This window comes from Nocardia aurantiaca (assembly GCF_009708175.1).
Taxonomy (GTDB): Bacteria; Actinomycetota; Actinomycetes; order Mycobacteriales; family Mycobacteriaceae; genus Nocardia; species Nocardia aurantiaca.
Genome location: NZ_WMBB01000003.1, coordinates 1 through 18,690, shown reverse-complemented (window position 1 = coordinate 18,690; position 18,690 = coordinate 1). Strand labels below are relative to the sequence as shown.

21 protein-coding genes and 1 tRNA gene are annotated in these 18,690 nt (G+C 67.7%); 11 read left to right on the top strand and 11 right to left on the bottom strand.

What is annotated here, in order from left to right; genetic code table 11:
- The first annotated feature begins 13 nt into the window (after positions 1–13).
- The 4 genes from GLP40_RS34715 to GLP40_RS06330 all read left to right on the top strand — a co-directional run bounded on the left by GLP40_RS34715 (position 14) and on the right by GLP40_RS06330 (position 3,527).
- Positions 14–1,453, top strand: a complete 1,440-nt coding sequence (locus GLP40_RS34715; RefSeq protein ID WP_154786935.1) for a molybdopterin-dependent oxidoreductase — start codon at positions 14–16, stop codon at positions 1,451–1,453.
- A 94-nt stretch (positions 1,454–1,547) separates the two neighbouring features.
- A complete protein-coding gene (locus tag GLP40_RS33165; RefSeq protein WP_196054547.1) occupies positions 1,548–1,709 on the top strand; it encodes a hypothetical protein in 162 nt (53 codons plus the stop codon).
- Entirely contained in the window at positions 1,693–2,925 is a 1,233-nt protein-coding gene (locus GLP40_RS34710) for a sensor histidine kinase (RefSeq protein ID WP_154786934.1), read from the top strand. The genes GLP40_RS33165 and GLP40_RS34710 overlap by 17 nt, the downstream gene beginning before the upstream one ends.
- A complete protein-coding gene (locus tag GLP40_RS06330) occupies positions 2,922–3,527 on the top strand; it encodes a response regulator transcription factor (RefSeq protein WP_154786933.1) in 606 nt (201 codons plus the stop codon). Before GLP40_RS34710 ends, GLP40_RS06330 begins: the two co-directional genes overlap by 4 nt.
- A gap of 3 nt (positions 3,528–3,530) precedes the next feature.
- Here GLP40_RS06330 and GLP40_RS34355 read toward each other — a convergent pair whose 3' ends face one another.
- Positions 3,531–5,561 (bottom strand): TPM domain-containing protein, encoded by a 2,031-nt coding sequence (locus tag GLP40_RS34355; protein WP_154786932.1) that lies wholly within the window; start codon positions 5,559–5,561, stop codon positions 3,531–3,533.
- 61 nt (positions 5,562–5,622) lie between these two features.
- Here GLP40_RS34355 and GLP40_RS06320 point away from each other — a divergent pair, with 61 nt between their 5' ends.
- From GLP40_RS06320 to GLP40_RS06305, 4 genes are read left to right on the top strand one after another with little or no spacing between them, the layout of a single operon-like run.
- Positions 5,623–6,318, top strand: coding sequence for an MBL fold metallo-hydrolase (locus GLP40_RS06320; RefSeq protein ID WP_154786931.1), 696 nt, complete (start codon positions 5,623–5,625; stop codon positions 6,316–6,318).
- Between the two features lie 44 nt (positions 6,319–6,362).
- Positions 6,363–7,016 carry a YdcF family protein gene (locus GLP40_RS06315; RefSeq protein WP_154786930.1) on the top strand — a complete coding sequence of 218 codons (654 nt, stop codon included), beginning with the start codon at positions 6,363–6,365 and terminating at the stop codon, positions 7,014–7,016.
- Positions 7,017–7,019: 3 nt separating this feature from the next.
- Positions 7,020–8,288 (top strand): deoxyguanosinetriphosphate triphosphohydrolase, encoded by a 1,269-nt coding sequence (locus GLP40_RS06310; RefSeq protein ID WP_154786929.1) that lies wholly within the window; start codon positions 7,020–7,022, stop codon positions 8,286–8,288.
- Positions 8,289–8,293: 5 nt separating this feature from the next.
- Positions 8,294–9,022, top strand: coding sequence for a HalD/BesD family halogenase (locus tag GLP40_RS06305; protein ID WP_154786928.1), 729 nt, complete (start codon positions 8,294–8,296; stop codon positions 9,020–9,022).
- Positions 9,023–9,080: 58 nt separating this feature from the next.
- Here the strand turns inward: GLP40_RS06305 and GLP40_RS06300 are convergent, their stop codons facing one another.
- The 3 genes from GLP40_RS06300 to GLP40_RS06290 are packed head-to-tail and all read right to left on the bottom strand — an operon-like array spanning position 9,081 to position 10,930.
- Positions 9,081–9,761 carry an energy-coupling factor ABC transporter ATP-binding protein gene (locus GLP40_RS06300; RefSeq protein WP_328289784.1) on the bottom strand — a complete coding sequence of 227 codons (681 nt, stop codon included), beginning with the start codon at positions 9,759–9,761 and terminating at the stop codon, positions 9,081–9,083.
- Positions 9,758–10,306 carry a biotin transporter BioY gene (locus GLP40_RS06295; protein ID WP_328289783.1) on the bottom strand — a complete coding sequence of 183 codons (549 nt, stop codon included), beginning with the start codon at positions 10,304–10,306 and terminating at the stop codon, positions 9,758–9,760. Before GLP40_RS06295 ends, GLP40_RS06300 begins: the two co-directional genes overlap by 4 nt.
- Positions 10,307–10,339: 33 nt before the next feature.
- Positions 10,340–10,930, bottom strand: coding sequence for an energy-coupling factor transporter transmembrane component T family protein (locus tag GLP40_RS06290; RefSeq protein ID WP_328289782.1), 591 nt, complete (start codon positions 10,928–10,930; stop codon positions 10,340–10,342).
- Positions 10,931–11,154: 224 nt separating this feature from the next.
- Here GLP40_RS06290 and dnaG point away from each other — a divergent pair, with 224 nt between their 5' ends.
- Positions 11,155–13,080 carry a DNA primase gene (gene dnaG, locus GLP40_RS06285; RefSeq protein ID WP_328289781.1) on the top strand — a complete coding sequence of 642 codons (1,926 nt, stop codon included), beginning with the start codon at positions 11,155–11,157 and terminating at the stop codon, positions 13,078–13,080.
- Positions 13,081–13,244: 164 nt separating this feature from the next.
- Here the strand turns inward: dnaG and GLP40_RS06280 are convergent, their stop codons facing one another.
- On the bottom strand, positions 13,245–13,490 hold the full coding sequence (locus tag GLP40_RS06280; RefSeq protein WP_154786926.1) for a hypothetical protein: 246 nt from the start codon (positions 13,488–13,490) through the stop codon (positions 13,245–13,247).
- Positions 13,491–13,665: 175 nt separating this feature from the next.
- Between GLP40_RS06280 and GLP40_RS06275 the strand changes: the two genes are divergently transcribed.
- Positions 13,666–13,738, top strand: a tRNA-Asn gene (locus GLP40_RS06275).
- Positions 13,739–13,806: 68 nt separating this feature from the next.
- On the opposite strand, the gene GLP40_RS06270 is transcribed toward GLP40_RS06275, so the two are convergent.
- Genes GLP40_RS06270 through GLP40_RS06265 form a run of 3 tightly spaced genes read right to left on the bottom strand, consistent with a single transcriptional unit; the run spans position 13,807 to position 16,330 of the window.
- Positions 13,807–14,331 carry a tyrosine-type recombinase/integrase gene (locus tag GLP40_RS06270; RefSeq protein ID WP_196054546.1) on the bottom strand — a complete coding sequence of 175 codons (525 nt, stop codon included), beginning with the start codon at positions 14,329–14,331 and terminating at the stop codon, positions 13,807–13,809.
- Complete coding sequence (locus GLP40_RS33160) at positions 14,244–14,891, bottom strand: hypothetical protein (RefSeq protein ID WP_196054545.1); 648 nt, start codon at positions 14,889–14,891, stop codon at positions 14,244–14,246. The genes GLP40_RS06270 and GLP40_RS33160 overlap by 88 nt, the downstream gene beginning before the upstream one ends.
- Positions 14,892–14,902: 11 nt before the next feature.
- Complete coding sequence (locus tag GLP40_RS06265) at positions 14,903–16,330, bottom strand: TPR repeat region-containing protein (protein WP_154786924.1); 1,428 nt, start codon at positions 16,328–16,330, stop codon at positions 14,903–14,905.
- 189 nt (positions 16,331–16,519) lie between these two features.
- On the opposite strand from GLP40_RS06265, the gene GLP40_RS06260 reads away from it, so the two are divergent.
- On the top strand, positions 16,520–16,960 hold the full coding sequence (locus tag GLP40_RS06260; protein WP_154786923.1) for a hypothetical protein: 441 nt from the start codon (positions 16,520–16,522) through the stop codon (positions 16,958–16,960).
- 67 nt (positions 16,961–17,027) lie between these two features.
- On the opposite strand, the gene GLP40_RS06255 is transcribed toward GLP40_RS06260, so the two are convergent.
- From GLP40_RS06255 to GLP40_RS34345, 3 genes are all read right to left on the bottom strand, one after another.
- Positions 17,028–17,987, bottom strand: coding sequence for a hypothetical protein (locus GLP40_RS06255; RefSeq protein WP_154786922.1), 960 nt, complete (start codon positions 17,985–17,987; stop codon positions 17,028–17,030).
- A gap of 92 nt (positions 17,988–18,079) precedes the next feature.
- Positions 18,080–18,304, bottom strand: coding sequence for a LysE family translocator (locus GLP40_RS34350; RefSeq protein WP_268867079.1), 225 nt, complete (start codon positions 18,302–18,304; stop codon positions 18,080–18,082).
- The coding region (locus GLP40_RS34345; protein ID WP_196054543.1) for a LysE family translocator at positions 18,262–18,690 on the bottom strand (429 nt) is incomplete at its 5' end. The genes GLP40_RS34350 and GLP40_RS34345, both read right to left, overlap by 43 nt.

Sequence of the window (18,690 nt, the reverse complement as noted above, 5' to 3'; positions counted from 1 at the left end):
AAGGTTCGAGCAAGTGTCGGTGAACGGGAAACGGCGGCCGCTGGGGGCGGCGGCGGTGGGACTGGGCGCGCTCGGCGCGGGTGAACTGCTCGCCGCCGCCCGGGGCGGGTCCATGCTCGACGGGATCGGGCGGTTGGCCGCCGACTACGCGCCGGTGCGGGTGGTCGAGACCATGGTGGCGCGGGCCGGTGAGCACGACAAGGAGACGACGCGGCTCGGGGTGGCGCTCGGCGGCATCGCCGCGGCCGCCGGGATCGCGCTGCTGCCGCCGCGGCTGCGCACGCCCGCGGCGGCGGCCTTCGGCGCGGGGGTGGCGTCCGCGGCCCTGCGCAATGCCAATCGATCGGTACCCGGGGCGGTCGGTGGCGTTGCCGCGGCCGCGCTGCTGCGCACCGGGCTGCGGCGTTCCGGTGGCGCGGGTAGCGAAATGCGTTGGGCGGCAGCCGGAATCGGCATGCTCGTCGCCGCCGAGCTGCTGGTGCGCCGGGCCGATCTCCGGTATCGCGAGGTGGCGCGGCGGGTCGGGCCGATGGGCGCCCACGTGCCCGTCCCCGAGGACGGTATCGGCGTCGAGCGGGGCCTGTCCCCGCTGATCACCACTACGAGCAAATTCTATGTGGCGGACGTGAATTCGCGCCCGCCGCGCATCGACCCCACCCAGTGGCGGCTGTCCATCGGCGGCCGGGTCGCCCATCACCTGCGGCTGTCGCTGGCCGATCTGGCCGAGCAGGCCGTGGAATTCGATGCCGTCATGGTGTGCGTGCACAATACGGTCGGCTCGGGCCGCTGTGGCAACGCCCGCTGGTTCGGCGTCCCGCTGACCGCGCTGCTCGAACACGCGGTTCCCGAATCCGGCGCGACCCGACTGGTCACCCGCGCCGTCGACGGCTACACCATCTCGCTGCCGCTGGAACCGCTGCGCACCGGCGAATGGCCGGGCTACCTGGTCATCGGCATGAACGGCGAACCGCTGCCCCCCGAACACGGTTTTCCGGCACGGGTTTTCGTGCCCGGCATCTACGGTCAGTACTCCGGCGCGAAATGGATCACCGAACTCGAACTCGCCGACGATACCCACGTCGACTACTGGTGGAAGCGCGGCTGGCCCGCCGAACCGCTGTGGGTGCGCCCACAGGCGCGCATCGATGTCGCCACCTGCGGCGCCTCGGGTTCCGGCAAGTTCACGGTGGCGGGTGTGGCCTGGGCGCCGCCGCACGGGGTGGCCAGGGTGGAGATCCGCCTCGACGACACCGAATGGCTCCCGGTCGAACTCGGCTCCGAGCTGGCGCCCGCCGCCTGGCGGCGCTGGCGCACCATCGTCGACCTGCCGCCGGGCGTCCACACCATCCAGGCCCGGGTGACCAGCCGCTCCGGCGAGGTCCAGGACGCCGTCGAACGGCCGCCCTTTCCGTTCGGCCCCGGCGGCCTGCACACCGTCACGGTCATCGCCTGAACGAGTGCGCCACGGCGAGTCCATGACATCTGTCATGGCCGAGTGATGACGGACGACGCAGGTGCCGCGGCTTCGTCCGGCCGACAGTGGAGGAATGAACGCCATTGCCAATGGCATTGCGGTCGGCCGGCCCGGGCACGCGGTCGTTCCGTCCATCGCCCACGGCATCGTCCTGGCCATCGTCGACGTGGTGCCGTGGGCGGCCCTGTTCACGCTGGGCTCCGCCTTCCTCTTCCGCCGTGACACCGCACGCTGAGGCTTTCGCGCACCGCGATCCGGCCGCCCCCGCCACCCGGCCGCATCGGGGCATCGGCTCGGTTCGGGTAGCGTCCGGCGCTGTGGACGCGGAGGAACAGGGAATTCAGCGCCGCCGGCGGTTCGGGGCGGTGTTCGCGGCGGTGTGGGCGATCTACCTGATCGATCCGCTGCGGAAGGGCTGGGCGCTGGACGATCCGGTGGCCCGGGTGTACACGCTCGCGGTGATCGTGGCCTTCGCCGCCTGCTACATCTGGTCGTACTGGCTGCTGATGCGGGGGCGGCCGTCGAGCGGTTCGTGGCCGCCGAACCCGGAGCCGCGGACAGTGCTGATTCCCCTGCTCGCGCAGGCGGCGCTCATACTGGCGGCCTCGGTCACCCTGTACTCCGAGGTGCTGGGCATGAGCATCTACCTGGCCTCCTATATCGCCTTCGCGACGCCGGTGCGGTGGGCGATCCCGTTGGAGCTGGTTGTCATGGTCGCCGCCGGCGTGGTGCCGCAACTGGCCACCGGGCGGCCACCGGACTATGGGCTCATACCGTCGCTCGCGCTGGCGGGCTTCGCGGTCGGCGGTGTTCGCGTGATCCTCATGCGCAATCACCAGCTGTACCTGGCGCGTAAACAGCTCACCGAGCTGGCGGTGGCCGAGGAGCGGTTGCGAGTCGGCCGTGACGTGCACGATATCCTCGGCCACTCGCTGACCGTCATCACCGTGAAAACCGAACTGGCGCAACGGCTCATCGATATCGATCCGGAGCGCGCGCGGTCCGAGATGGCCGATGTGGAGCGGCTGGCGCGGGAGGCGCTGTCCGGGGTGCGCACCACGGTGGGCGGGTTGCGCGAGGTTTCGCTGGCCGGTGAGCTGGCGAATGCGCGCACCGCCCTGCGCGCCGCCGAAATCGACGCCGAGCTACCGGATTCCGACGATCTCCCGATTCGCCACAGCGTGGTGTTCGGTTGGGTGCTGCGCGAGGCCGTCACCAATGTGGTGCGGCACAGCGGCGCGGCGCACTGTTGGGTGCGGGTGACCGCCACCAGCATCGAGGTTTCCGACGACGGCGTCGGCATGGGCGAGTCCGCGCGCGTCGGCTCCGGCCTGTCCGGACTGCGCGAGCGGGTGCGGGCCACCGGCGGCGCCCTCACCCTCGCCAACCGGCCGGAGGGCGGATTGCGGGTGCTGGCAAGCTTTCCGGCGACCATCAAGGAGCCGGAATGATCAAACTGCTGCTCGCCGACGACCAGGCCCTGGTGCGCGGCGCCCTCGCGGCCCTGCTGAATCTGGAACCCGACCTCGACGTGGTCGCCGAGGTGGGCCGGGGTGACGAGGTCCTCGCCGCCGTCGCCCGCACCGCACCCGACGTCGCCCTGCTCGATGTGGAAATGCCCGGCCTGGACGGCATCTCGGCCGCCGCCGCCCTGCACGCCGCGCACCCCGAGGTCCGCATCCTCATGGTCACCACCTTCGGCCGCCCCGGCTACCTGCGCCGCGCCATCGATGCCGGAGCCTCCGGGTTCGTCGTCAAGGACACGCCCGCACGCGAACTGGCCGATGCGGTCCGACGGGTTCACATGGGCCTGCGGGTGGTCGACCCCGCGCTGGCCACCGAAACCCTCACGGCCGGTACCTCACCCCTGACCGCCCGCGAACGCGAGGTCCTCGCCGCGGCGGCGGACGGCGCGACCGCGGGCGCGATAGCCAGGCGACTGCACCTCTCCGAGGGCACGGTCCGCAACCACCTGTCCTCCGCCATCGGCAAGACGGGCACCCGCACCCGGGCCGAAGCGGTCAAAGCAGCTGAACGCCTCGGCTGGCTCTGACCATCAGAAGCGGCCGCCACGGCTGATGCGGCGGGAGCCGTCGGACCCGCCGAAGGAGCCCGGGCCGTAGCCGCCGCCGAAACCGCCGCCGCCGAAACCGCCGCCGCCGAAACCGCCGCCGCCGAAACCGCCGCCGCCGCGGCGGTATTCGTTGCCCATGCCGCGGAGCACGCTGTCGATGAGGATGCCGCCGAGGATGGCGCCGGTCTGGGACCCGGAGGTGACGCGCTGCTGCTGGGCCTGCCAGTCGCCGACCGCGGCCTGGGCGGTGCGGAGGGCGCGGGCGCCGAGTTCGACCGCGCGCTGGGCCGATTGCAGCGCCTGGCCCGGATCGGAGGCGGCGAGTTGTTCGGCCTGCTCCAGGCTTCGCTGGGCCTCGGCGAGGCGGGTGCGGGGTTCGGCGTCGATGCCGCCGCGCCGGGTGCTGATGAAGTCGGCGGCCGCGTTGATCTGGCCGCGGGCGGCGGTGATGGTGTGATCGAGGCGGCGCCGCAGGTCCTCGGCGGCGCGTCGGCGATCGGTGGCGGTGGCGATGGCCTGGTCGAGGGCTGCGTCGGCCGCGACGGCCCGCCGGAAGACGCCGAGGGGATCGGTGGCGGGATCGGCGGTGGCCTGGTCCAGGGCGGTGCGGGCCGCCGTTGCGGCGGTGGGCAATTCGGCGCCGCCGTGCTCGGACAGTCCATTCGCGGTGGTCAGATCGCGGCGCAGTTCGTCGATGACGGCGGGCAGTCCGGCGCGCGCCTGGTCGATATCGGTGGCGGCGGTGTCGACCGCGTCGAGCAGGGTACGGGCGGCGCCCACGGCGGATTCGGCGGAACGGATATCCGCGACGGCCGCGCCCTGTTGGCCGACCGGTTTGGCGACCGCGGCCCGCCCGTCCTCGATCATCTGCTCCGCGAAGCCGATTCGCTCCTTCGCCATGGTCACATTGTCGTGGATGGACGCGAGCACCGACGCCGGATGCGCGGCCACCAGCTGCGTGAGCGTGGCCTGTGATGTGGGCAGCCGCGCGGTCAGTTCCACGATGTCGCGGGTGAGCGCGTCCAGGCGATCCCCGGCGTTGATGAGCAGATCGCGCATCGAATCGAATTCGCCGACCTTGGCGTCCAGCTCCCGATTCGCGTTGCCGCAGCGGCTGATCAGCTCGACCAGCATGCGCTGCTGCTGATCGGGCGTCTCGGGGAGGTCGTCGTCGAGCTGTTGGCGGATCGAGAATGCCTTGGCCAGAGCGTTCTTCGCGCCCTCGAGCGCGGCCGTGAACGGCGCGGTCGCGGTGGCCCCGAATTCATCGGTGGCCAGGCGCAATTCCTCGCCGCTGGTCCGAATGGCGTCGTCGGTGTCGACCAGCGTCTCCTTGGACAGGGCGTCGAGGACCATGAGGGGCAGGGCTTCCAGCGCCGCGGTATCGGTCGGATCGGTCTTGCGCGCCGAGTCCATGGCGGAGCGCTCCCGCCGCGTCTTGCGTCGCCGCGACCACAGCCACAGGCCCAGCACCGCCGATGCCACCACCAGCGCCAGGACCAGCAGGGGAATGACGCCGATCCCGCTGGAGCCGCTCATGGCGTGCGACAGTCCGCTCGCCGTGGCCAGTCCGGCTCCCGCCCAATCCCCGGCCCGCAGCTTGGGCTCGACCTGATCGATGAGCAGCCGGTCCAGCTCCTTGTCACTGACGGACGCGGGCAAGGTCCCGGTGAACGCGTACGCCCGGTCGTCGACGGCCACCGACAGCAGCACGTCCCGATCGCCGAATCCGGACAGCCGCGCGGTCTGCTCGCCCCACGAATGCGAGTCCATCCCAGCGAAATCGCGCACGTAGACGACCCATAGTCGCTCGTGGTCGCGCGAGTACAGCGAGTCGATGGCCTGCTGCAGTTCCGCGGTCTGCCCGGGGTCGAGCGTGTCGGCTCTGTCGGTCACGTAGCTCGGCAGCCGCAGCGGCTCCTCGGCCATCGTTGGTGCGGCGCGCCCGCCGACCAGGGTCAGAGCCACCAGCAAACCGGTCACGAGGAGGGACAGCTGCTTCGATAGCCGCATGCGTCGAATCTAACTGTCGAACGTGGAGGGTCGGTTTCTTCTGCACACTGTGTCAGCGGCCATGACTACGATCAGTGACGTGATCACGATCGATTCGCCCTACACGGGACACGTCTCGCCAGGCTCCAATCCCCAGCAGCGTGAGGTGCCGGGCGCGCGCATCGTGAAAATGTCGGTCGGCGGCATGGACAACAACACCTACCTGGTGCAGTGCGCCACCACCGGTGCGACGCTGCTCATCGACGCCGCCAATGAGGCGGACCGGATTCTCGAGCTCATCGGCCAGGAGGCGCCGGGCCGGGTGGAGCTCATCGTCACCACGCATCAGCACCGGGACCACTGGGTCGCGCTGCCGGATGTGGTGAAGGCGACCGAGATCCCCACCGCCGCCCACGCGCTGGACGCCGAGCCGCTGCCCGTCACCCCGTCCCGCCTGCTCGCGGACGGTGACAAGATCCAGATCGGCGACCTCGAACTGGAGGCTATCCACCTGCGCGGCCACACCCCCGGCTCGGTGGCCCTCGCGTTGACCGACGGCGCCGGCCGCACCCACCTGTTCACCGGTGATTCCCTGTTCCCGGGCGGCGTGGGCAGAACCCTTTCGCCGGAGCAGTTCACCTCGCTGCTCGGCGATGTCGAAACCAAGCTCTTCGATCGCTACCCGGACGACACCGCGGTGTACCCGGGCCACGGCGACGACACCACTCTCGGCGTCGAGCGCCCGGCTCTGCCCGAGTGGCGGCGACGCGGTTGGTAAAACTCCGGAACCGCCCCGCCGATCCGGACTGGCTGGTCCGGCACATGACCGATTCCAACCCCTCGGGAGGTAACAGCGTGCTGCGCTGGGCCCGGCGGTTGCTGATCGGTTCGCTGCTCATGGGCATCGTGGTGGTGGGCGGCACCGCGGTGCGGGTCTGGCAGGTGGCCCGCATCGACGACTACACCCCCGCCGACGCCATCGTGGTGCTGGGCGCGGCCCAGTACGACGGCACCCCCTCCTCGGTGTTCGAGGCGCGATTGGACCAGGCGTACAAGCTGTACCGCAAGCAGATCGCGCCGATGGTCGTCACCGTGGGCGGCAAGCAGGTCGGCGACAACTACACCGAGGCCGCCTCCGGCAAGAAGTATCTGAGAGACCGTGGCGTGCCGGAGGACCGGATCCTGGCCGTCGAAACCGGTTCCGACACCCTGCAGAGTGTGGAGGCGGTGTCGAAAGCGCTACTGGCGCGCGGCAAGTCGTCGGTGGTGCTGGTCAGCGACCCCTGGCATTCGCTGCGTACCCGCACCATGGCCCGCGACGCCGGGCTGGCCGCCTGGACCGCGCCCACCCGTACCGGCCCGGCGGTGTACACCCGGGAATCGCAGGCGCACGGCATCTTCCGGGAGACCTTCGCGTTGCTCTGGTACCAGCTGACCCATTTCTCGGCGGACTTCAAATACACAGCGGATCAGTGAGAGATGAACGCGCGTATCGACTATGACCGGGTGTACTCCGATGCCGATCGGGAGCGCATGGTGCCCGAAACCGATCGGACCGCGGGACTGAGCTGGTCGCCGTGCCCGGCCCGGCGCAGTGAGTTCGCGCGCGACCGGGCGCGGGTGCTGCACTCGGCGGCACTGCGGCGGCTGGCGGACAAGACGCAGGTGATGGGTCCGCGCGACGGGGACACCCCGCGCACGCGGCTGACCCACTCGCTGGAGGTCGCGCAGATCGGGCGCAGCATCGCCGACAGCCTGGGCTGCGATCCGGACCTGGTGGACCTGGCCGGGCTCGCGCACGATATCGGGCATCCGCCGTATGGCCACAATGGCGAGAAGGCGCTGGACCAATTCGCCGACGCGCACGGCGGTTTCGAGGGCAACGCCCAGAATCTGCGCATCCTCACCCGGCTCGAACCCAAGGTGATCGACGATCAGGGCGTCAGCTTCGGACTCAACCCGACGCGGGCCGCCCTCGACGCCGTCATCAAATACCCTTGGGGCAGAATGGGTCCCGGCTCCAAGTTCGGCGCCTACGGTGTGGACATGGACCGCCTGGACTGGGTCCGTAAGGGCACGCCCGACCGCCGCCAGTGCCTGGAATCGCAGATCATGGACTGGTCCGACGATGTCGCCTACTCGGTGCACGACGTCGAGGACGGGGTGATCGTGGGCCACATCGACCTGCGCGCGTTGGCCGATCCGGTCGAACAGGTGGCGTTGGCGGAACTCGGTGCGCGCCAGCATCCTTCGCTCACGGTGGACGAAATGGTCGCCGCGGCGCAACGGCTCTCCGAGATGCCGGTGGTCTCCGCGGCGGCCGAATACGATGGCTCCCTGCGTGCCTCCGTGGCCTTGAAACACCTGACCAGCGATCTGGTCGGCCGCTTCGCCACCGCCGCCGTGGAGGCCACCCGCGCCGCCTGGGGCGGCCGCCAATTATCGCGCTACGCGGCCGATCTCGAGGTGCCGCGCATCGCGGCCGCCGAGGTCGCGATGCTCAAGACCATGGCGCTGCGCTACGTGCTCTCCGACCCCATCCACCGGGTGCGCCAGGCCGGGCAGCGCGAACGCATCCTGCTGGTCGCCGACCGGTTGCTCGCCGCCGCCCCGCACGGGCTGGACCGGCTGCTGCTGCCCTGGTGGGAGGCGGCGGACGACGACACCGCGCGGGTGCGGGTGATCGTGGATCAGATCGCGTCCTATACGGAGAGCCGCCTGGAACGCATCGCCGCCGCGATACCCTGAATTCGGTGGATCCGGCGGCAGGGGGCGCGATGACACGCGAGGTGGACGGCATAGTCGACCTGGACAGGTATCCGCTGGACCGGCGGTCCGTGGCACGGCTGCGCGAGGTGATCGAGCGGGCGCAGGCGGACTTCCTGGTCAGCGGTGTCACCGTGCTGCCCGAATTCCTGAGGCCCGCGGTGGTGACCGAGATGGCCGCGGACGTGCTCTCCGACGGCCTGGGTGACGCCATGCGGTTCGAGTACACGGTGGCCTGTGATCGAATCCCGGATTCCTCGCCGTTGAAGGCGCTCTACCGCTGGGAACCGTTGCGGGAGTTCGTGTCCCATCTGGTGGGGGAGCAGGCGTACCGCTCCGCCGACGAGCTGGGGGCGATGACGGTGCAGATCCACGAGAACGGGGACGTGCAGGACTGGCATTACGACATGTCGGATTACACGGTCATGCTGCACATCGTCGCGCCGCAGCGGGGCGGGGCGCTCGAGTACATTCCGCTGCCCGGGGCGTTCATCGAGCGCGGGGGCGGGCTGCCCATGCGGCACCGGCACATGGTGAAGATGCTGCCGACGGTGCCGGGGACGCTGGTACTGCACGCCGGACGGCGGTCGCGGCACCGCGTGACGCCGGTGCAGGGGGAGATTCCGCGGGTGAGCGTGCACATGGCGTTCAACGCGCGGCCGGGGCAGCGGTTGAACGCGCATGTGCGGCGGCATCTCTTCGGGCGCGAGGAGTGAGGCGGTGAGCGGCGGCGGGGACTGGGACCGCCACGCCGATCAATTCGTGGCGCGCATCTCAGTACGTGGCGTGCAGGGCCACGTAGTGCGCGATGGTGTCGGCCGGCGGGCCGTCGGCGACCAGGCGGCCCTCGTCGAAGACCAGCACGCGATCGAAATCGGCGAGCAGGTCCAAATCGTGTGAGACGACGATCAGCTGCTGCGGAAGTTCCTGCAGCAGACGGGAAATGCGGCGTTTATTGCGCAGGTCGAGCAGGGTGGTGGGTTCGTCGAACACCACGTACTTCGGCCCTACGGACAGCACCGCGGCAATGGCGAGCAGCTGCTTCTGACCGCCGCTGAGCAAATGCGCCGGGTGGTCGCGAAAGGCGGTGAGCCCGTACTCGGCGAGGGTCTCGGTGACGCGGTCCGCGATCTCGGACTTGGCGACGCCGTGGTGCTTGAGCCCGAACGCCAGATCCTCGGCGACCGTCGGCATGACGATCTGCACATCGGGATCCTGGAAGACGAATCCGACCAGTTTGCGAACGGCCTTGCCCTGCTTGCGGGTATCGAGTCCGTCGACCCTGACCTGGCCTGCGGTGGGCACCTGGAGTCCATTGAGCAGCCGCGCGAATGTGGACTTGCCGGACCCGTTGGAGCCGATGACGGCAATCCTGTTCTCGCTCAGGCTCAGATCGAGAGCGCGCAGGACCTCGCGCTCCCCGAACCGGTGCGAGACGCCGTCGAGCTCGATCACGCGTGCGCCGGAATCATCGGATACGCCTTGCGAACCGCGACCGCGGTCAGCGAGCCGATCACGGTCTTGACCACGTCGCCCGGCAGGAACGCCACCGAGGTGGTGATCGCCTTGCCGAGGGAGATGTGCGCGGCCGCGGCCATCCACGGAATGCCGATGGCGTACAGCACGATCGCGCCGCCGAGGAAGTTGATCAGCAGGGCGATGGGCAGGTTGTAGTGCTTCCACGCGCGTTCGGTGAGCAATCCGATCACCAGCGCGCCGATCGGATAGGCGATCACGAAGCCACCCGTCGGGCCCATGATCACCGACAGCCCGCCGCGCCCGCCCGGCAGCACCGGCAGACCGACGAAGACCAGCACGTCGAACAGCAGGATCGCCAGCGCTCCGCGTTTCGCGCCCAGAATCGACCCGGCCAGGATGACACCCAGGGTTTGCGAGGTGAACGGTGCGAAGGCGCCCGGCAGCTGAATGAGGGGGAAGAATCCCAACACCACCATGATTGCCGCGAACAGCGCGATCTGCGCCAAATCCCTACTACGCACCGAGGCATCCTAAAACGCCGTGGTTCGGAGCTTTCAGTCCAGTCCGCGGGCGTCCAGTGCCTCACCTACGCCATCGGCCATGCGCAGTGTGCGGATCAGTAGCGGGACCAGGAAGACCGTGCTGCGCTCGATACCGCGGGCGCGCTGGGCCGAGCGCACGAGTTCGGCCTGGTCGCGAATGACCGGGATGAATCGGATGGTCATGGCGACCAGCAGGCCCACACGCTCGGGGCGGACACCCAGCGGCCTGAGCGGGCCGAGCGCCCGCTCGATGGCCTCGACCATCGCCGAGGTGCGTGTGGTCAGCGTCACCAGATTGGCGAGCAGGATCAGCGTGAGCAGGCGTTCGCCGACCAGGATCGCGGTGTGCCAGTCGGTGAAGATCACCTGCGCGACCACGATCAACGCCAGAAACGGTGCCAGCCCGAGGACCTGCCGCCAGGTCGTCCGCCACGGAATCCGCGCGACCGCGGACAAACCGAGCACCACCGCCAGCGCGACCCCCACCCACCCGATCGACGGCACGAAGAACAACGCCGTTCCCGCGGCAGCAAGCACCAGCACCTTCGCCCCGGCGGGCACGGCATGCACCGGCGTCCGGGCGTGGTGATAGAGGCTGAGCACCGATAGATCCTCCCAGCCCGGTTCCACAGTTCGTCGTTGGGGACGGGACAACTGATTTCGCTGCGAGTGGGGTAACTCGTCGGGTACGTCCGAAATTATCGTGTCACCTGACCGCCGGCACGCGTGTGGAACGGGCAACGGCTCCAGGTTGTGCGCTGAAGTCTCGGGGTGGCGGGATTGTGCGCTGAAGTCTCGGGGAGGCGGACGGGCGCTAGACTCGCTGCGTGGCAGGCCGACTTCCTGACCGCGATATCGCGGCGATTCGTGAACGTGTCCGGATCGAGGATGTCGTGGGTGAGTACGTGACCCTCAAGCGCGCCGGCGCCGACTCCATGAAGGGTCTGTGCCCCTTCCACGACGAGAAGACCCCGTCCTTCCACGTGCGCCCCAATCACGGCGTCTTCCACTGCTTCGGGTGCGGCGAGGGCGGCGATGCCTTCGCCTTCCTTCAGAAGATCGAGCACGTCGGTTTCGTCGAGGCCGTCGAGCAGCTGGCCGACCGCATCGGCTACAAGATCACCTACGAGGGCGGCGGCACCTCGGTCCAGCGCGACCGCGGCACCCGCGCCCGCCTGGTCGCCGCCAATGCGGCCGCCCATGAATTCTACGTCTCCCAGCTCGGCGAGCCCGGCGCCGAGGCGGCCCGCAAGTACCTCACCGACCGCAACTTCGATCACAACGCGGCCCGTCAGTTCGGCTGCGGCTATGCCCCCGGCGGCTGGGACACCCTCACGAAACACCTGCTGCGCAAGGGTTTCGATTTCAAGGAGCTGGAGGCCGCGGGCCTGTCCAAACAGGGCCAGCGCGGCCCCATGGACCGCTTCAACCGCCGCCTGCTGTGGCCCATCCGCAATCTCGGGGGCGAGGTCATCGGCTTCGGCGCCCGCCGTCTCTACGATGACGACACCATGACCGCCAAGTACATCAACACCTCGGAAACGTTGCTGTACAAGAAGTCTCAGGTCCTCTTCGGCCTCGACCACGCCAAACGCGAAATCGCCAAGGGCCACCAGGCCGTTGTCGTCGAGGGCTACACCGACGTCATGGCCATGCACCTGGCCGGCGTCAAGACCGCCGTCGCCTCCTGCGGCACCGCCTTCGGCGATGAGCACCTCGCCATCCTCCGCCGCCTGCTCATGGACGACAATTTCTGGCGCGGCGAGATCATCTACACCTTCGACGGCGACGAAGCCGGCCAGGCCGCGGCCCTGAAAGCCTTCTCCGGCGACCAGAAACTCGCGGGCCAGACCTATATCGCCGTCGCCCCCGACGGCCTCGACCCCTGCGAACTCCGCCAGCGCAACGGCGACGGCGCAATCCGCGACCTCGTCGCCCGCCGAGTCCCGTTGTACGAGTTCGTCATCCGCGGCCTCCTCGCCGAGCACGACCTCGACACCCCCGAAGGCCAGGTCGAGGCGCTGCGCCGCGCCGTCCCCGTCGTCTCCCAGATCAAGGACTTCGCCCTCCGCAAGGCCTACGCCACCAAACTGGCCGGCTGGGTCGGCTGGGACGACATCCAGCAGGTGGTCCGCCGCGTCGGTGAGGAAGCCCGCAAGGGCTCTCGCACCGGCGCCAAGCCCGGCATCCCCGAACGCCAACCCCGCCACGAGGTTTCCCCCGCCCCCGCGGCCCGCCCCAACCCCGCCGACCCCACCCTGCTCCCGCAACGCCAAACCCTGGCCGCGGCCCTGCAATACCCGGTCTTCGCGGGCCCGGTCTTCGATTCCCTGGAGCCGGAAGCCTTTACACACCCCGCGTTCATCGCGGTCCGCGCGGCCATCGCCGAAGCGGGCGGTACGGCCGCGGGCCTCACCGGCGCCGAATGGGTGACCGCCGTCGCCGACCACACCGACGACCTCACCCTCCGCGCCATGGTCTCCGAGCTGGCCGCCGAACCCCTACCGGTCAAATCCGCCGACGACATCCCCCGCTTCGTCACCGGCGTCCTCGCCCGCACCCAGGAAGCCTGGGTAGGCCGCCAGATCGCCGAACTGAAGTCCAAACTCCAACGCATCTCCTCCACCGAAGAGCCCGACGCCTACATGGCTCTGTTCGGCGACCTGGTTGCGCTGGAGCAATACCGCAAGAGCCTGCTCACCCAGGCCATGGGCAACTCGGCCGACTTCGCAGGCGGCGGCTCCGCCGCGTAAGCGCAGCTGCCTGTTCCTGTTCCCATCGCACAGGCGGCAGGTGCCTGCTTCCCACGTCAAAGGCGGCAGGTGGCCTCTCACCGCAGAGGTGGCAGGCGGCGAAGCCCGCCGCTCTACGGCAGGGGTGTGAGGCACGAGGGGGCAAGGGGCAAAGTCCCAAACCCTCAGCGGCGCAGCTGATCCTGGGGCACGAGGATCGTGGTGCGCTCATCCAGCGGCACCATCGGCTCCAGCTTCGGCTGGGTGCTCAACTTGTCCGCGAGCTTCTGCCGCCCCATCTGCACGACCTTCCGTGTGACCGGGCTCTCGCTGATCGCGCGGGTCGTCTTGCTGATCTGCTCATACCGAGCCCGCCCGGCCTTAGCGCCCAGCACATACCCGGCCGCAACACCGATGATCAACCGCAGCATCCCGAGAAGCTCCTCCCATAGACCAGTCGCCCCACCATCCTGCCCGACCCCACCCCCGCCTGTCGATCCGGCACCCCATCCACATCCCCGCAGGTAGAGCCGCGATTTGGGAACTGTACAACCGATACGCTAAAGTTTTCCCCGGCCGGTCCGGAAGGATCAGCCAGGGAAACAATCCCCTATAGCTCAATTGGCAGAGCAGCCGACTGTTAATCGGCAGGTTTCTGGTTCGAGTCCAGATGGGGGAGCAATAACCAGGGCGAACGCTTCAGTTCGTACCTGGTTTTTCCTTTTTGTGCCCGTGAACGACACGGATTCAGCCTGCGAGGCGGTTCAGTGCGGTGGTGAAATCTGGTGCCACGGTGGGCTGGTCGATGTAGTGGCGTTTGGTCACGGAGTCGTTGGCGTGGCCCAGCTGCTGGGCGGGGGCCCGCGGTCCGTACTCCTCGGCGATCATCGACGCGACTGTCTTGCGAAACGTTTTCGGCGTGACCCATTCGAACTTGGTGCCACGGGCCTGCCTCCACAGCCGGTTGAAGTTGTGTGGGTCCCAGATGCCGCCGTCACGGCTGGTAAAGACAAGGTCGAGGTCGTTGTCCTCGGCTTCCTCCTTAACTCGCTTCAGCGTCTCGACGACGAACGGCGGGATGACGACGGTCCGATAGCCGGAGTCGGTTTTCGTCCACTCCTGGCGGATCAAGCCCTTGCCGTCCTCCTTCTTGCCCTTGAGTCGAATGATGGTGCCGCTGAACGTCAGTCGCGGCGGAGTCGACTTGAGGTCGACATCGGACCAGCGCAGCGCCAGCGCCTCGCCGGGCCGGGGGCCGGTGCCGAGCTCCACATCGGCCACATTTTCAACGTGACCGCATCGGGGACCGCCACCATCAGCGAGTGGAAGTCCCCGGATGATGAGCTGGCGGTCAGGCCGTTGAACCATACGCAAGCCATGGCATCCATGGTGTGGACCGGCTGATCACCAGGGGCTTTTTGCAGCGAAACGAGGTAGGCGTAGACCGTGCCTTGAATGGAACCGTGGGAGGAGAGGTTGCTCGAGTTCCAGGCATCGTAGAGATAGTCGATGCTGCCTGACCGCTCCCGATAATTCTGAGGATTGTTTCGCGTGGGTGCCACGGCATGCTTATAGCCGGGGTAGCCGGTGCTGTCGTCGGGCTTGTCGGTTGTCTTCCCAGCCGCGGCGATGAACGCTGATTCGATGGTCGCGCGGGTCACGATCGCCGGATCGGAGTCGAGTGGAAGTCCGGCAGCGGCAGACCATCGGTAGGAGAACTGTGCCCGGTCGGGAATTCGATAGGGCGCGGCTGGTTCATGGTCGTTCGAGCACCCTGCTGCCATGATGACGGCCGAGACGAACACTGCTGTGCGGCTGGCGAACTCGAACATTCGTCCACGTTTCATTTGTGCGGTAACCCATCCTTCCCGTGTGCGTTGGTCCAGCTGGCGTCGTAGTTGGCGAGGTTGGGCTGAAACCGGCGCATGGCGGCCTCGAACTCGGTCAGGGTCGTGCTCGGTGCGTTGCCGGCGATTTCCTCGAGGGACTTCAGTTCACCAGTGCTCGGGTTGAAGTACTGCCCGATGTTCGGGTCCGATCGTAGATTCTCGCTGCCCGGCGTGAGCGCCATGCCTTGCAGGATGTTGTAGAACCGCTGTCCAGGATTGGCGTTCGCGCTCAGGTCGACGGTTTCGTGTAGATCGGGTACCGATCCGAGTAGCCATGCCTTCACTTCTGGTGAGGTCATCTTGACTTCCAGCTCCACGGCGTTGCCGATGAGCGGAATCTGTTTGACGGAGAAGGCGGTCCCATCCTTCAACGAGTCGAAGATCGCCTGTTCTGCCTTCAGGTCGTTGGCTTGCTGGAGTCCCCTTGCTCTGAACTCGGATTGCATCCCGTCCCGGGCCGAGGCATCGATGTTGCCGGCCCAGGTTGCCAGTTGATAGTCCTTGCCTCCGCCGGTTCCGAACTGCTGATTCAGCTGGGAGACAGCCGCGTAGGCCGAACTGTTGAATTGTGTCGCGGCGGTCTTGTCGGAGTCGATCACCGCGAAGATGTTCTTGACGGCGTCGGGATCCGTACCACCGCCGAACCCGCCGGTGTGGAGAAGAGCGGAGTTCACTCCGACCATGTCAGGAATGTAGGGAGTCAAGGTGGCTGCCAGCGCCTGAGTCATCCCCGGGTTGGCGACGCCTAGTTCCTTCGGGCCGGCGAGGGTGTTGATATGCAGCAGGTCGTCCCCATGCGCACCGACATAGTTCGCGAGTGCGCGCGTCGATCCACCCGAGAGATCTCGCAGTGATGCGTTGGGCTCGGTGGCGAACTCACCGGCCGTGCGGATGACCGTCGAGACGCCGCTGTCTTGCCCTTTCCAATCGTGGTTGATCACGTCGGCGATATGCGAGCCGACGTCGTATTTGCCGCCCGGGGTGACGGTGACGTCCATGTGGTGTGTGCCGTCGGGTTGTGTGGGACCGCCGGTGAGGAAGTCGTTGACGGCGACGTTGTCGGTTCCGGCGCGGCTGAGCAGCATGTTCGCTACGGAGTTCGGGGTGTCGGTGCTGTTGTTGGGGATGAACCCGGCTTTGGTGCCCGCGATCTCCGCTCCCTGTTTGAGCAGGCCGCGATCGATGTCGGTGCCCTGGGCCAGGGCCGAGTTCCCTTTGCCGAGCAGGTCGTTGAGCGCCTTGAAGTCGTCCAGGCGTGGGATTTCGATGCCGATGCCGGTCGTGTACGACGACGGCGTGGACGCCCGCGACGGCCGCGTGCGCGACCTTCTCTCCGCCGACCCCGTCGTCTCGTCGGATGGTGACCGCGACTCGGATCGCACTGTCCGCCAACATCTACTACACGTCTGCTGGGCACTGTGGTGGAAAATCGGCCGCCCGTCGGGTCCGTGACACTCACGGCATACGGAGACCATCACGAATCGCCTACATCATGATCGGATTGATCGGTGAGATCGAAGGGATTCGGTGAAATGGGGCGGGACATGGCGGAGACAGGACAAAGAGGTCCGGTGAGGGCGGCGCAACTTCAATCATCTGGCCGGCCGCGCCGTCGTCGCAGGGAATTGCTGCATCTGATCGCGGTCCTGATCCTCGTGCCGATCGTCGCCGCGACGTTGTCATCGTGCAGCTTGTTCAAGAAGAGCAACTTGTGGGACGGAGACGTCGTCTTCGTCTGGCCAACACCGAAACCCGGGCTGGATACCGGCAGCGCCGTCGATGCGCGAGACCTCGCAGACACCGTGATCAAGGATTCGATCCGGCCTCCCGGCCCCGGCGAGGACGTGCTCCTGCTCAACGAAGACGTGATCAAGGACCACAAGATCCCAGTGCCAGAAGGAGTTCGGCCAGGGGATCGGGTCGTCTGCCGTGTGCATCAGGAATACAGCTTCGCCAGTCAAGGCGACGCCGCCCCCGAAGCGACCATCAGCAAGTGTCGTCGCGACGGATGACCGAAGGTTATCGATTGCTGCGGCAGATCGGTTGCAGTGCGGCATGATCAGCGCCCCGCGTGTCCTGCTACCTGTGGCAGGAGTCGTATCGTTCGCGCAGGCTCTTCTGCAGCGCGATGGCGGTGGCGGTGTAGTACTTCTCGGGGGCATTGTCACCGACGGTGGGATCGCCGTAGTCGCAGGCGTGGACGTCGACCGATCCGGAGAAGCGAAGACTGTTGGGTTCGGGGCGGTAGTAGTCGCGCCACTGCAGGAACAAGGGGTGCTGTGCGGACGGGCCGATCGAGTTGATGACGGTGTCCACGGTGGGTTCGGAATCGGTTCGGTCCATGAGACCGATCGATAGCCGCGACACATGTCCGTTCTCGATCGTGACGGCGCTGACCGATGTCGGAAGTCCGTTCAACACGTTCACCACGGCGGTCTGTTCGTCGGCGGTGAACGGAAAGTTGACTGTCCAGATCAGGAGTTCGGAGTTCGAACGGCCGAAGATCGTCACCTGCACTGGCTGATCGTCGATCGCGCCGCGTACCGCGGCGAGGATGTCTTGCGGATATCGAGATTCTCCAAAGTCCATGATGCTGGCGGATTTCGAGTGGAACCAACTGATTTTTTCGGTGTCGGTCGGGACGGCCGAGGTGACCTGCCGCAGGCGTCGGGCATCGTCGGCGATCTGGTTCGGGTCGAAGTCCGCATCGCGTTTGACCTCGGTCTTGTCGGCGACGGTGAATACGGCGTGCTGCCGGTATTCGTCGAAGTCGTCGCCCTCGAGTTGCTTGATCCGCGCGGCCACCGCCGCGATCTGATCCTCGGTCGCCGTGCGCATGTCGGCCTCGAGTCCGAGGTTGGCGCCGTGTTCGAAGTCGTTGGTGACGTTTGCCGAAAACGATTGCACGCCCGGCATCGTCGCGATCTCGGTCTGCAGCCGTGCGGCCTGGCCGCGGCGATCGGGTGCTCCCGTGCACGCGCACAGCCCGACCGCGATCAGCGCCAAGATCGCGCCACCGATTCTCCATCGACCGACCATCACGTTCCCCCTTCTGCCAGATCCGGCATCCGCCGGCGGTTGGCGATCTTCGCCTGTGCGTCGGTTCCGGGTGGGGAGGTCGAAGTCGAGAGCTACCGCCGACCCACGGCCAGATCGACGCCGAATCCGACCAGCACGGCTCCGGTCACCGCGTCCATCGTCCGGCGCACCCGGTCTCGGTTGAGCCAGGACCGGGCGAGGCCCGCCGTGCAGATGATGGCAGTGAACCAGACCACGCCCTCGAGATTGTGCACCATCGCCATCACCGCACCCATCAGCAGATGCGACGACCCGGCCGGGATGAACTGCGGCAGCATCGCCATGTAGAAGACACCGACCTTGGGATTGAGCAGATTAGTGCCCACCCCGCGCGGGCCCAGGATCCGACGATGCCGTGCGACGAGTCGGCCAGGTCCGGCTCGGCGTCGAGCGCGGCGCGGCGGCGCAGCACACCTCGCAGCATGCCCACGCCCATCCAGATCAGATAGATCGCGCCGGCAATCCGCAGCGTGGTGTAGGCCAATTCCGAAGCGGTGAGCAACACCGACACTCCCGCGGCGGCCGCGACGCCCCACACTAACCTCGGCCAATCATGGCGGTTGAGCTGGTCGTCGCGTAGAAATGGCGAAAGGTGCTCTGAACTGCGATAATTCGATTTGCTGAAGATCGAAGTACGCAGTGTGAGGAGCACCTTTCTGGTGCG

Bases quoted from the DNA above. Each gene is read 5' to 3' on its own strand.
- GLP40_RS06280 (WP_154786926.1), bottom strand. From the start codon at position 13,490: ATGCTGCGGTTGATCATCGGTGTTGCGGCCGGGTATGTGCTGGGCGCT.
- GLP40_RS34355 (WP_154786932.1), bottom strand. From the start codon at position 5,561: ATGCGGCTATCGAAGCAGCTGTCCCTCCTCGTGACCGGTTTGCTGGTG.
- GLP40_RS33165 (WP_196054547.1), top strand. From the start codon at position 1,548: ATGAACGCCATTGCCAATGGCATTGCGGTCGGCCGGCCCGGGCACGCG.
- GLP40_RS06315 (WP_154786930.1), top strand. From the start codon at position 6,363: ATGACCGATTCCAACCCCTCGGGAGGTAACAGCGTGCTGCGCTGGGCC.
- GLP40_RS06255 (WP_154786922.1), bottom strand. From the start codon at position 17,987: ATGGTCGGTCGATGGAGAATCGGTGGCGCGATCTTGGCGCTGATCGCG.
- GLP40_RS34350 (WP_268867079.1), bottom strand. From the start codon at position 18,304: ATGCTGCCGCAGTTCATCCCGGCCGGGTCGTCGCATCTGCTGATGGGT.
- GLP40_RS06330 (WP_154786933.1), top strand. From the start codon at position 2,922: ATGATCAAACTGCTGCTCGCCGACGACCAGGCCCTGGTGCGCGGCGCC.
- GLP40_RS33160 (WP_196054545.1), bottom strand. From the start codon at position 14,891: ATGTTCGAGTTCGCCAGCCGCACAGCAGTGTTCGTCTCGGCCGTCATC.
- GLP40_RS06310 (WP_154786929.1), top strand. From the start codon at position 7,020: ATGAACGCGCGTATCGACTATGACCGGGTGTACTCCGATGCCGATCGG.
- GLP40_RS06320 (WP_154786931.1), top strand. From the start codon at position 5,623: ATGACTACGATCAGTGACGTGATCACGATCGATTCGCCCTACACGGGA.